The 12,094-nt window shown below is 72.5% G+C and carries 9 protein-coding genes and 1 tRNA gene; 7 read left to right on the forward strand and 3 right to left on the reverse strand.

All coding sequences use genetic code 11. From position 1 onward, the window contains the following. The first annotated feature begins 73 nt into the window (after positions 1 to 73). The 3 genes from GH747_RS04230 (at position 74) to GH747_RS04240 (ending at position 3,620) form a co-directional block, all read left to right on the forward strand. Positions 74 to 790: a hypothetical protein gene (locus GH747_RS04230; protein ID WP_205602752.1), complete on the forward strand. Its 717-nt coding sequence runs from the start codon at positions 74 to 76 to the stop codon at positions 788 to 790. Between the two features lie 125 nt (positions 791 to 915). After that, positions 916 to 2,961: a sensor histidine kinase gene (locus tag GH747_RS04235; protein ID WP_149768269.1), complete on the forward strand. Its 2,046-nt coding sequence runs from the start codon at positions 916 to 918 to the stop codon at positions 2,959 to 2,961. Then, the gene (locus tag GH747_RS04240; RefSeq protein WP_149768270.1) at positions 2,958 to 3,620 is read left to right on the forward strand and encodes a response regulator transcription factor; all 663 of its coding nucleotides are present in this window, start codon (positions 2,958 to 2,960) and stop codon (positions 3,618 to 3,620) included. The genes GH747_RS04235 and GH747_RS04240 overlap by 4 nt, the downstream gene beginning before the upstream one ends. A 12-nt stretch (positions 3,621 to 3,632) precedes the next feature. On the opposite strand, the gene GH747_RS04245 is transcribed toward GH747_RS04240, so the two are convergent. Then, a complete protein-coding gene (locus GH747_RS04245) occupies positions 3,633 to 4,418 on the reverse strand; it encodes a glycerophosphodiester phosphodiesterase (RefSeq protein ID WP_163695287.1) in 786 nt (261 codons plus the stop codon). A 159-nt stretch (positions 4,419 to 4,577) separates the two neighbouring features. Here GH747_RS04245 and dinB point away from each other — a divergent pair, with 159 nt between their 5' ends. The 3 genes from dinB to GH747_RS04260 all read left to right on the forward strand — a co-directional run bounded on the left by dinB (position 4,578) and on the right by GH747_RS04260 (position 10,436). Further along, complete coding sequence (dinB, locus tag GH747_RS04250) at positions 4,578 to 5,768, forward strand: DNA polymerase IV (protein ID WP_149768272.1); 1,191 nt, start codon at positions 4,578 to 4,580, stop codon at positions 5,766 to 5,768. A gap of 74 nt (positions 5,769 to 5,842) precedes the next feature. Continuing rightward, entirely contained in the window at positions 5,843 to 8,581 is a 2,739-nt protein-coding gene (locus GH747_RS04255) for a helix-turn-helix transcriptional regulator (protein WP_149768273.1), read from the forward strand. Between the two features lie 112 nt (positions 8,582 to 8,693). Continuing rightward, the gene (locus GH747_RS04260) at positions 8,694 to 10,436 is read left to right on the forward strand and encodes an RCC1 domain-containing protein (protein ID WP_149768274.1); all 1,743 of its coding nucleotides are present in this window, start codon (positions 8,694 to 8,696) and stop codon (positions 10,434 to 10,436) included. Between the two features lie 57 nt (positions 10,437 to 10,493). On the opposite strand, the gene GH747_RS04265 is transcribed toward GH747_RS04260, so the two are convergent. Both GH747_RS04265 and GH747_RS04270 read right to left on the reverse strand, forming a co-directional pair. Continuing rightward, positions 10,494 to 10,567: transfer RNA gene (locus GH747_RS04265), tRNA-Pro, on the reverse strand. A 48-nt stretch (positions 10,568 to 10,615) separates the two neighbouring features. After that, positions 10,616 to 11,530, reverse strand: a complete 915-nt coding sequence (locus GH747_RS04270; RefSeq protein ID WP_149768275.1) for a metallophosphoesterase — start codon at positions 11,528 to 11,530, stop codon at positions 10,616 to 10,618. Between the two features lie 74 nt (positions 11,531 to 11,604). Here GH747_RS04270 and GH747_RS04275 point away from each other — a divergent pair, with 74 nt between their 5' ends. Then, complete coding sequence (locus tag GH747_RS04275) at positions 11,605 to 12,066, forward strand: GatB/YqeY domain-containing protein (protein ID WP_149768276.1); 462 nt, start codon at positions 11,605 to 11,607, stop codon at positions 12,064 to 12,066. Positions 12,067 to 12,094: the final 28 nt, after the last annotated feature.

Genomic DNA, 12,094 nt, shown 5'->3' on the forward strand with positions numbered 1-12,094 from the left:
CCGGGAGCCCTGGGAGCCGGGACATCGGGACCGCGACAGTTCTCTGGTCAGCAACGACCAGAAAGGCACTGTCATGAAGGATCCGACATCGATGGGCGAGGTCTTCCTCGCCGACCCGCCCGGCACCGCGCAGCCCGCGCTGCCGACCCGTACGCGCTCGTGGGCCGTCTGCGGCATCGCCGCCGCCGTCCTCGGCCTGGTGACGATCGTCGTGTCGATGGGCCTGTGGGACCCGGACCTCGACTACTCCGACCCGACGGCGATCGCGAACCGCCTCTCCGACGCGAAGGGGCAGCTCATCGTCATGCACGTGGCGATGCTCACCGGCATGGTGGGGCTCGTCATCTTCGGGCTCGGCCTGGCGCGGCGCCTGGGGGGCGCACTGCCGTCCGGGAGCCTGATCGGCGGCGTGGCCGCGAGCGGGATCGGTCTGACGGCGGTCGCGAACCTGATCGGGTCCGGCCTGGACACCGAGTTCCTCTTCGCTGCGGAGGTCGTGGAGAAGGACGTCCCTGAGACGATCGCGTTCTACAACCACTGGATCGCGACGATCCCGTGGCTGTGGGTCGGCGCCGGTCTCGCCGGTGTGGCGATCGCCGTCGCGGCGCTCAAGCACCACGCCGCGCCGCGCTGGATCGGCATCGTCGGTGCGACCCTGGGCGGCCTGACGCTGCTCGTCGGGATCTCGCCGCTGCAGTACATGGCCGGCTTCGTCGGCCCGATCTGGCTGCTGGTCACCGCGATCGGGTTCGCGGTCGGCGACAAGGCGTACCGGAACGCCGCAGCATGACGCGGACGACAGGGTCGCGCGGGAGCCTGGCCGCCGGATCGGGGGAACCGTTCGGCCAGGCAGAGGGAACGAGCCCGATGAAAGCAGCAACGGGGGCGGGCTCGTTCCCTTATCGTCGGAGGATCATGAGCGATCCTGCGGCGCCCGCCGACTCCTTGTCGGACTCCGCCGTGACTCTTGCCGAGGGGGCCCCGCGCACAGCTCGCGCGGTGGCCCTCGTGGCATGGGTGCTCGGGCTCGGCGCGTCGCTCGTCTACCTGATGACGACGCCGACGATCGGCCCGGACGCACTCTTCCTCTTCGTCGACGCGAGCGTCGCGCTCGTGTACGGCGCGGTGACCGGTGCACTGCTGGCCCGGCGCCGCCACCCGGTCGCGTGGCTGCTCGCCGTGGCGGCGATCGGCGGCGGCATGGCGGCCTTCGGCGGCGCGTACCGGGGCGCGGTCGCGGTCTGGGGATGGCCGCCGCTCCCCTCGGTCGAGGCCTGGTTCAGCTGGGCGTGGGTCCCCGGCACGATCGCGTTGTTCGTCGTCGTCCCGTGGCTCCTGCGCGATCGTGCGCTCGGGCCGTGGGCGCGTACTGGGCTCACGCTCGGCGTGATCACCACGCTGGCCCTGACCGGCCAGCGCCTTCTCTTCCCGATGTCGGACCCGCGAGGGCTGCTGGCGCTCGCGATCGGCGTCGGCCTGCTCACCGCCGTGGCCGTCGCCTGGCGCGCTCGCCACGAGTCGGCCGAGCGAGACCGCGTCGCCCTCGGGTGGCTCACGCTCGGCGTGACGGCGATGTCGCTCTCGTTCGTGCCGCTCCTCTGGTACGCGATCCCGCCGTGGACGATGGCCGTGACCCACCTCGTCTGCCAGGTGCTGTTCTCGGGCGCGATCCTCGTGGTGGTCCTGCGGCAGCAGCTGTGGGGCATCGATCTTGCCGTGAGCCGTGCACTCGTCGCCGGCATCCTGGTCTTCCTCCTCGTCGGCGCCTACGCGGTCGCCGTCCTCGGCGTGCAGCAGGCGGTCGGAGACGAGCAGGCGAGCCAGGTCGCCGCCGCCGTGGTCGTCGTGCTCGCAGCCCCGTTCCTGCGCCAGTGGGCGGGGAGCCGCGTCAGTGCGCTGGTCTACGGCGACGCGCTCCAGCCGCACCGCGCCGTGACGAGGCTCGGCGCCGGGTTCGCCTCGGAGGACGAGCGCGAGCTCCTCGACGTCCTCGTCGCACAGGTCGCGAGCTCGCTGCGGCTGCAGTCGGTGACGCTGCGCGTGGGTGACGTCGACGTCGCGTCGTACGGCGTCCCGTCCACGAACTCCCTCGACCTCCCGGTGGTGCACCGCGGCCAGGAGACCGGCCGCCTCGTCGTGACCGTGCCGCCCGGCGAGTGGCTCGGCACGCGGACCGTGAAGGCGGTCGAGGAGCTCGGTGACCTGCTCGCCGCAGGGCTCGCCCTCACGCTCGCGCTGCGGGAGGCCGATGCGGCGCGCGAGCGGCTGACGACGGCGCGGCTGCAGGAGCGCAAGGTCATCCGGCGCGAGCTGCACGACGGCCTCGGCCCGTGGCTGGCCGGGCTGCGGCTCGGGATCCAGGGGGTCCGCAACGCGCTGCGCACCGACCCCGACCTTGCCGAGTCGCTGCTGGTCAGCCTGTCGAGCGAGCTGGACCAGCGCATCGAGGACGTCCGCGTCCTCTCGCACAGCCTGCTCCCACCGGCCATCGAGCAGCTCGGCCTCGGCCCGGCCCTGCAGGAGATGGCGGCGCGGTGGCAGCAGAACGGCATGGACGTCACCTTGAGGTGCGGCTCGCTGCCACGTCTCGAGATGCCGGTGGCGTCTGCTGCGTACGCGATCGCGAGCGAGGCGGTCACGAATGCCGCGAAGCACAGCGGCGCCGACGCGTGCACGATCGTGGTGAGCGCGGACGAGGGCACCCTGCGCGTCGTCTGCACCGACGACGGCCGCGGCATCGCGCGCCACGCACGCGAGGGAGTCGGCCTGCGGGCCATGATGGAGCGCGCGAGCGAGCTCGGCGGTCAGGTCGTGATGTCCGGGTACGGCGCTCGCGGCACCCGCGTGGAGGCTACGCTCCCGCTCGTCTCTCGCACCGCCGACCCGCTGGCGTCCGGGCAGCCACAGCCACAGGCGCCGCCACAGCAGCAGCGCGCGGAGACCCCGGAGGGGGTCTCGTGACCGACGCGATCCGTGTCGTGGTCGTCGACGACCACCCGGTGTTCCGGCTGGGGATCGCCGGGCTGCTGAGCTCGCTCGACGGGATCGAGCTGGTCGGGCAGGCCGACGGCCCCGACCAGGCCCGAGCTCAGATCGACGGGTCCGTGGACGTGGTCCTCATGGACCTCGACCTCGCCGGAGAGTCCGGGGTGGTCCTGACCCGCGAGCTCGTCTCCGCGCATCCGGGCCTGAAGGTGCTGGTCGTGACGATGCACGAGGACGACGTGTCGGTCCTCGCAGCGATGCGAGCCGGTGCGCGCGGCTACCTGCTCAAGTCGTCGGCGCCGGACCGGTTGGAGCGAGCGATCCGCGGTGTCGCCGTCGGTGACCTGGTCGTCGGCCAGGGTGTCGCGGACCGTGCCCTGTCGTACGTCGCGTCACCGCCCTCGGGCGCCGCCACGAGTGGGCCGCGTCCGTTCCCCGAGCTCACCGACCGCGAGCTCGAGGTGCTCGACCTGGTGGCGCGCGGCATGGGCAACGCGGCGATCGCCCGGACGCTCACGCTCAGTGAGAAGACGGTCCGGAACCACGTCTCGAACCTGCTGACGAAACTTGCCGTGCGAGACCGCGCCGGAGCAGTAGCCACAGCACGGGACGCTGGCCTCGGTGCCGGGGTGTGAGCTGGACGGCGGTCATCGGATGCTGGTCTTCCGGCGCGTGGCGCGCAGGAGGTCGAGCGCCCGCTGCGGCCGGTCGGTGATGATGCCCTCGACGCCGGCGTCGGCCGCCCTGAGGATCGCCGCGCGGGCGTTCGCCGTCCACACGTAGGTCTCGAGCCCGACGAGCTGGGCGCGCCGCACATAGCTCGAGCTCACTGTCCCGTACCAGGGGTTGACCGCCGACACCCACGCCTCGAGCACGGGCTGGCGCGGCGCGTGGTGGACGAGGAGCCCCCGCGGAACCTCGGGGAGGAGCCGGCCGAACGCGTGCAGCGATGCCGCATCGAAGCTCTGGGCCGTGACGGCGACGCCTGGCGAGAAGCACGCCAGCACGTCAGCGACGGCGTCCACCAGGCGTGGCTGCGTCTCCGGGTGCTTGATCTCGAGGAGCAGGCCCACGCCGGTCGCGCGGAGGGCGTCGAGCACCTGCTCGAGCGTCGGCACGGGCTCGCCCGCGAAGGCGTCGTCCCGCCACGAGCCGGCGTCGAGCTGCCGGATCTCGGCGTAGGTGAAGGTGGACACCGGGTCGTGCGCACGGTGCGGGTACCGCCGCGCGATGTCCGTCGTACGCGCGAGGGTCGCGTCGTGGAGCACGACCGGGACGCCGTCGCGGGTGCACTGGACGTCGACCTCGACCGCGTCGACCCCGATCGTGACCGCTGCTCGGACAGCGGCGAGCGTGTTCTCCGGCGCCACGTCGTTCGCGCCCCGGTGCGCGACGACTCGTGGTCGGCGCATCGTGGTGAGCTGATCGTTCATGCTTCGAGCGTCGCCAGCGGTGGTGGAGGCGCGGCGAGACGCGGGTGTACGCGAGGTGAATGGTCCCTGAGATTGTTCCGAGAGCCGTCCTGAATATGCGAACATGTGTTCGATGGCTGTTCGAGCGAACGGCACGCGGTTCGGCGAAGGGTGCGGGCGATGAACGGCGAGGCGACGATCTTGCACGCCGACCTCGACTCGTTCTTCGCGTCGGTCGAGCAGCGCGACGACCCCTCGCTGCGTGGACGGCCCGTCCTGGTCGGCGGCGGGGTCGTCGTCGCCGCGAGCTACGAGGCCAAGGCGTACGGAGTCCGGACCCCGATGGGGATCGTCGAGGCCAAGTCCCTGTGTCCCGGGGCGGTCGTCGCATCGCCGCGCTTCGAGGCGTACTCGGCGGCGAGCAAGGCGGTCTTCGAGGTCTTCCGCGACACCACGCCGCTCGTCGACCCGATCTCGATCGACGAGGCGTTCCTCGAGGTCGGCGGACTCGCGCGCCTCGTCGGCTCGCCGGAGTCGATCGGGGCTCGGCTGCGTGAACGGGTGCGAGACGAGGTCGGGCTCCCGATCACGGTCGGGGTCGCCCGCACGAAGTTCCTGGCCAAGGTCGCCAGCGCGTACGCGAAGCCCGACGGACTCCTCGTGGTGCCGGTCGACGGCGAGCGAGCGTTCCTCCACCCGCTCCCCGTCGAGCGGATGTGGGGCGTCGGAGTCAAGACCGCGACCAAGCTGCGGGCACGGGGCATCGAGCACATCGGCGACCTTGCTGTGGTGCCGCCGCACGCACTCTCGGCGTACGTCGGTCGCGCCGCCGCCTATCACCTGCACGCGCTCGCCAACGGGCGTGACCCGCGTCCGGTCCAGACCGGCACGCGGCGGCGCTCCGTCGGGGCGCAGCGCGCGCTGGGGCGACGGCACAAGACGATGGAGGAGATCGACTCGGCGCTCGCCGGGCTCGTGGACCGGGTGGCTCGCCGGATGCGCAAGGCCGAGCGTGAAGGCCGCACGATCACGCTGCGGCTCCGCTTCGACGACTTCGAGCGCGCCACACGCTCGCACACCCTGCCGCGGCCGACCGCGCGCACCGAACGCCTCCTGCTCGTCGCCCGTTCGCTGCTGGACGTCGCCGAGCCGATGATCCGCGACCGCGGGTGCACCCTCGTCGGCGTGAGCGTGAGCGGCTTCGACCCCCAGGCCGGCGTCCAGCTCGAGCTCCCGTTCGGTGAGCCGGACACGGCGACGCTCGACCTGGCCCTCGACGATGTACGCGAGAGGTTCGGTTCGGCCGCGGTCCTGCGGGGCTCGCTGGTGAGACGCGGTGAGGGCTTCGCGATGCCGACCCTTCCCGACTGACTGCGAGCCACGCGCCCGGACCGAGGCGGCGTACGCCCGCCCCCGCCGCCGATACCCTGGCCCGAGGAGGTCTCATGCTGATCGGGCGGGACGAGGAGCTCGCGATCCTTGCGACCTCGGTCGCGGACGCCTTCGCTGGTCGATCACGGGTCACCGTCGTCGCCGGAGCTCCGGGCTGCGGCAAGTCGGCCCTCCTCGACGCTGCCACCGAAGAGCTCGCGCCGGAGGTCACCGTGCTCCGCGCGGCAGGGCACGTCGCCGAGTCGGACCTGCCGTACGCCGGTCTGCACCAGCTCCTCGCGCCGTACGAGCCGATCCTCGCGGCGCACCCCGATCCCCGTGCGCACGCGCTGGCCGCCGCCGTCGCGTTCAGCCTCGGTGACCCGGCCGAGCGGCTGCCCGTCGCGAGCTCACTCGTGTGGTTCCTGTCCGAGCTGGCGTCCTCGGGACCCGTCGCGGTCGCCGTCGACGACGTCCAGTGGCTCGACGCGTCGACCCGCCAGGCCCTCGTCTTCGCGGCGCGGCGCCTGGACGCCGATCGGGTCGCGTTCTGGTTCGTCACCCGCGAACCGGTGTCCGAGGAGCTGCGAGGCGTCGGGACGACGATCGTCCTGCCGCCGCTGTCGCGCGAGGAGTCGCTCTCGCTGCTGCGCCTGCGCCACCCGGGGATGAGCGCGGTCGTGGCCGAGCGGATCGCCGTCGAGGCCGGCGGTCTGCCGCTCGCTCTCGCCGAGGCTCCCCTCGACCTCCGGGACGAGCAGCGGCGAGGGCGGGAGCCGCTTCCGGAGCGCCTGCGCATCGGCCCGTCGTTGGAATCGTTGTACGCCCCGCGGATCGAGGCGCTGTCAGACTCCGGACGGTTCGCGGTGCTGCTGGTCGCGCTCGACGACCTCGACCGCGATGCGACGGCCCGGGCGCTGGAAGCGGCGGGTCTCGCACCCGACGACCTCGACCGCGCCGAACGGCTCGGGCTCGTCACGCCTCGCGACGGCGGGTGGGTCCCGGTCCACCCGACGCTGGGCGCCGCGGTCCTGGGCGTCGCCACCGCCGGGGACCTCGACCGCGCCCACAGCATCCTGGCGGACTGCTTCCGCGACGACCCGGTGCGTCACGCCGCGCACCTCCGCCACGTCGGTCAGGTCGCCGCCCCGCGCATCGTGGCTGCCCTGGTGGCGGCCGCCGAGCAGGCCACCCGTCAGGGAGCGCCGGCGGAGGCGGCCCTCGCGTGGGAGGCCGCGGCGGCGCACGAGACCTCCGTGCCGGGACGGGGTGACCTCCTGGCGCTCGCCGCGCAGGCGTACATGCAGGCCCGTGCGGCAGGACCCGCCGTACGCCTGCTGCGGACCCTGGTCACCGACGCTCCTGACGAGCTGGCGCGGGCTCGGTGGGCCACGCTGCTGGTCATGGCCGTCCTGTGGTCGCAGGACGAGCCGCCCGCGGAGTCTGACGAGCTCGCACGGCTCGGGCTCGACCTCGTACGCCGCGGTGACGAGGCGGCCCTGGTCGGCCGAGAGCTCGTCGTCGCGCTGGTCTCGCTCGGCATGGCCTGGGGTGACCTCGCCCCCGCGACCGGCTACGCCGACCAGCTCCGTACGCTCGTCGCGCCGCAGCAGATCCCGGCCGAGCACCGTGCGCTCCTCGATGTCCTCGACCTCATGGTCGGGGCGGAGGGAGCCGGCGCCTTCCTGCGCGGAGGCTGGCTCGCGTCGGTGGACGGCGATCGGTCCGACCCAACCCTGGCCCTCGGGTTCGCCGGGCTGGGTCTTGCCCACCTCGGCGACCTCGACGGGTGCGTCGAGGTCGCACGGCGATGCGAGGAGCTGGCGCGGGTCACCGGCGGTGAGAGCGCTGCGCGACTGTCGTCGAACGCGATCACGATGATCGTGTGGGAGCGGCGCGGAGAGTGGTCCCGTGCGGTGCTCGAGCTGTCCGCAGCGGGACAGGCGGCGCGTGACCACGACTTCACCGGACCCTACGCGCACATCCTCCTCCGCCACGCCTACATCCGGGCCTGCCAGGGCCTGGGCGACGCGTGCCGCACGCTGCTGGCGCGCGGCCGCGAGGTCACGGAGCGCCAGAGTCCGGCGCTCGCGCACAGCGAGGCCTGCGTCCGGGGCATGCTCGCCCTGTCGACCGCGGACTTCGCCACGGCGGCAGAGATCCTCGAGCACGCCGCGGCGCTCGAGCGGGCGACCGGGGGCGAGAACCTCGCGTACACCTCCCGGTTCGTCAACCAGTTCGAGGCCTACTGGCACTGCGGTCGCGAGGCCGAGCTGCTCGACGAGCTGGAGGCGTACGAGGCACGCGCCGGCCGTGACCAGCACGCCCTGTCGCTCGCCTGGGCAGCACGGTGTCGTGCGCTGCTGTCCGGGCCGGCCGAGCTCGACGCCGGCTTCGAGCGGGCCGTCCGGCTCCACGACGAGGCGACGTACGGCTTCGAGCGCGCCCGGGCCCAGCTCAGCTGGGGCCTGCGGCTCCGCCGGCTCCGGCGCAAGGCGGACGCGCGCGTGCAGCTCGACGCCGCGCTCTCCGAGTTCGTACGCCTCGGCGCTGAGGCGTGGGAGGCCCGCACCCGGTCGGAGCTCGCGGCGTGCGGGTCGCGCCGGGCCCACGTCGACGACGCCGCGTCCCCTCTCGCGGCCCTCACCCCCAGGGAGTTCGAGGTGGCGCGAGAGGTCGGCGCCGGGATGTCGAACGCCGACGCCGCCGAGCGCCTCGTGATCTCGCAACGGACGGTCGAGTACCACCTCGCGAGCGTCTTCCGGAAGCTCGGCATCCGTGAGCGGGCGGCGCTGGCCACGTACTTCGACTGAGCGGTCGCCGACACCGCCACACCCTGGTGGTCGACACGGATTCGCGCCGGGGAGTCGGTCGCGAGACTGCGAAGGTCATGCCCGCAGCCGTCCGTACGAATCGAGCCCACTCATGCGTCGCCTCGTCCTTCTGCCCGTCACCGCCGTGGTCGCGAGCACCTTCGCCGTCGTGGGCGGCAGCACACCCGCGTACGCCGTCGCGCCGCCCGAGGTCACGTCCTCCGTCGCCGCGGGCAATGTCGCTTCGGTGGTGATCGGCCGCGACGGCCGCCCGTACGGCACGGGCGTCAACCAGTACGGATCACTGACCGGCGTCGGGTCACGGACGACGCTGACCCCGATGGCGGGCCTGCCGGCAGGGGTACGCGCGGTATCGGTCGCCGCAGCCCCGACCTGGTTCTCGCTGGTCCGCGGCTCAGACGGACGGGTGTACGGGACGGGGGTGAACGACAACGGTCAGATCACCGGCTCGGGCCTCGCCACCGCACTTCGGCCGTTGTCCGGGATGCCGGCGGGGGTCCAGGCGGTCGACGTGGCAGCCGGCAACAGCTTCACCCTCGTCCTCGGCTCCGACGGCGTGGTCCGCGGCACGGGGCACAACGGGAGCGGCCAGCTCACCGGTGCGGGCCATCGCTCGACGTTGACGCCGCTGGTCGGGATGCCTGCAGGGGTTCGGGCGAAGGCGATCGCCGCGGGGGCCGTGCACAGCCTCGTGGTGGGCGACAACGGGGTGGTCTACGGGGCCGGGCTGAACGACCAAGGTCAGCTGACCGGCACCGGGAACCGTACGGTTCTCACGCCGCTGACCGGACTCCCGGTCGGGAAGGTTCCCGTCGCGGTCGCCGCCGGATGGCGCCACTCGGTCGTGCTGGTGGACGACGGCCGGATGTATGGCACGGGCCTCAACGACGTCGGACAGCTGACCGGTACGGGTGGTGTTCGGACGACGTTGACGCTGATGCAGCCCCTCACGTTCGACGTCAGCTTCGACGCCGTCGCTGTCAGCGCCGGCGAGAAGCACACCGTCGCCCTCGGGGAGGACGGTGAGGCGTACGGGGTCGGGAGCAACGACCACGGCCAGGTCGGCGGCATCCCGCTGCAGGTGACCTCCTTCCTGAACCTCAGCCGACGCGTCGCGTCCGATGTCGTCGGGATCTCCGCGACCAACAGCAGCCACACCCTGCTGCGCACCGCCGACGGGATGGTGTGGGGGCTCGGGCGGAACCAGAACGAACAGCTCACCGCCCGCAATCCCAGCATGACGACGGGGGCGAGCCCGCTGAGCGGCCAGCTCCTCGCAGCCGGCGCCCGACCCGTGATCCGCGGGGTGGCACGCGTCGGTGGCGTCCTCAGCGCCGGGGCCGGCGCCTGGACCCCGGCGGCCACGCACTACGCCTACCGCTGGTACCGCAACGGCGCGCTGATTAGCGGCGCGACAGGCAGCACGTACCGGCTCGTGGCCGCCGACCGCGGCCGGCGCATCTCGGTCCTCGTGATCGCCAGCGCCAGTGACTACGCGCGAGGATCTGCGGCCTCGGCGTCGACGGCGACGGTGCGCGCCGGCGTAGCGCCGCGCTACGTGCGTACGCCGAAGCCACGGATCGCCGGTGTCACGAAGGTCGGCAAGCGGCTGAGGATCGCGAGGCTCTCGCGGAGCGGGTTCACGCCGGCCCCGTCGCGTCTGCGCTACCAGTGGTACCGCGGTGCCACGAAGATCCGCGGCGCGACGAAGGCCACCTACCGGGTGAAGCGCGCAGACCGCGGCAAGCGGGTACGCGTCCGGATCATCGCCGTCCGTCCAGGCCACCTGACCGGGACGTACGACACGCGACGCGTCCGCATCTCGCGTCGCTGACCCACGACGGAACGACGAAGCCCCGGACCCTTGCGGGTCCGGGGCTTCGTGCCGCTGTCGGGGTGACAGGATTTGAACCTGCGGCCTCGTCGTCCCGAACGACGCGCGCTACCAAGCTGCGCCACACCCCGTGGCCCTCGCAACCAGTGCGAGCAGAACCTCCCGCGGGGGACCCGCGCTCAATTCCTCGGAGAGTCTACCGGACGCAACCGAAGCACCGTCGCCTCGGGTCGGCATGCGAACCGCACGGGTGCGTACGGCGACGTCCCGCACCCGGCAGACACGTGCAACCACGATGGGTCGTGGCCCGCCGTACGGTGCTGGTGGAGGCCGCGGGCACGTCGCCGGTCGATGTCGCAGTTGGTGACGAGGGCGCCGAATCCCGGCACCCGGAGCTGGCCGCCATGGGTGTGACCGGCGAGGATCAGCGGGTATCCCTGGACGTTGAACGCGTCGATCGCGCGCAGGTACGGCGCGTGCACGACCGCGACCGCGAGGTCTGCCGCGGCGTCTGCCTCGGACGGGATCGCGGACAGGTCGTCACGCGAGACGTGGGGGTCGTCGAGACCGGCGAACGCCACCGACGAGCCCCGGACGTCGAGGGTCGCGGTCGCGTTGTTCAGGTCGAGCCAGCCTGCGCTGGTGAACGCGGCGCGCATCTCCTCGTACGGGAGGTCGGCGGTCCGACGGCGTACTCCGGACGGACTGATCAGGTAGCGCGCGGGATTCTTCATCGTCGGCGAGTAGTAGTCGTTGGAGCCGAACACGAACACGCCCGGCACGTCGAGCAGGTCCGTGTAGGCGCGAAGGAGCTCCGGCAGCGTCTGCATGTGGGCGAGGTTGTCGCCGGTGTTGACGACGAGGTCCGGCTCGTACTCGACCAGCGTGCGCAGCCAGTGCTGCTTGCGCGTCTGGCCGGGCGTCATGTGGACGTCGGAGATCTGCAGCACCGTGATCGGACGCGCGCTCGGCGGAAGCACTGGCACGTCGAGCTCGCGGACCACGAAGGCGTTCCGCTCGTAGAGCGATGCGTACGCGACGGCGCCGACTCCGGTCGCTGTCGCTGCGACGAGCGCCTTGGTCCAGGTGTGCACGCAGCAAGGGTGCCACACGCGTGGGCAGGGAATCGGTGTGCTCACCTGTGGTCGACTGAGCGATGATGGGCGGCATGAGCGAGCTCAAGGACCGACTGCGCCAGGACCTCACCACCGCGATCAAGGCGCGCGAGTCGCTGCGTGCCTCGACGCTGCGGATGGTGATCGCTGCGATCAGCAAGGCCGAGACCGCGGGCAAGCAGGCCAAGGAGCTGACGGACGCCGAGGTGCAGGCCGTGATCACCTCCGAGTCCAAGAAGCGGCGGGAGGCAGCCGAGGCGTACGACGCAGGCAACCGCCCGGAGCTCGCAGCGAAGGAGCGGGACGAGGCCGTCATCCTCGCCGACTACCTCCCGGAGCAGCTCAGCGCCGAGGAGGTCGCCGCGCTCGTGACGGAGGCGATCACCGAGTCCGGCGCAGCCGAGGAGGGCATGCGCGGCATGGGCAAGGTGATGGGGCTCCTCAAGCCGCGCACCGAGGGTCGTGTCGACGGAGCGGCCCTCGCGGGCGAGGTGCGCAAGCAGCTCGGCGCCTGACTCGCTCGCTGGTTGAGCGAGCGAAGCG

It is taken from the genome of Mumia xiangluensis (assembly GCF_010994095.1).
Taxonomy (GTDB): domain Bacteria; phylum Actinomycetota; class Actinomycetes; order Propionibacteriales; family Nocardioidaceae; genus Mumia; species Mumia xiangluensis.

Coding starts and splice junctions, on each gene's coding strand:
- GH747_RS04245 (WP_163695287.1), bottom strand. CDS start 4,418: ATGAACGATCAGCTCACCACGATGCGCCGACCACGAGTCGTCGCGCAC.
- dinB (WP_149768272.1), top strand. CDS start 4,578: ATGAACGGCGAGGCGACGATCTTGCACGCCGACCTCGACTCGTTCTTC.
- GH747_RS04275 (WP_149768276.1), top strand. CDS start 11,605: ATGAGCGAGCTCAAGGACCGACTGCGCCAGGACCTCACCACCGCGATC.
- GH747_RS04255 (WP_149768273.1), top strand. CDS start 5,843: ATGCTGATCGGGCGGGACGAGGAGCTCGCGATCCTTGCGACCTCGGTC.
- GH747_RS04260 (WP_149768274.1), top strand. CDS start 8,694: ATGCGTCGCCTCGTCCTTCTGCCCGTCACCGCCGTGGTCGCGAGCACC.
- GH747_RS04235 (WP_149768269.1), top strand. CDS start 916: ATGAGCGATCCTGCGGCGCCCGCCGACTCCTTGTCGGACTCCGCCGTG.
- GH747_RS04230 (WP_205602752.1), top strand. CDS start 74: ATGAAGGATCCGACATCGATGGGCGAGGTCTTCCTCGCCGACCCGCCC.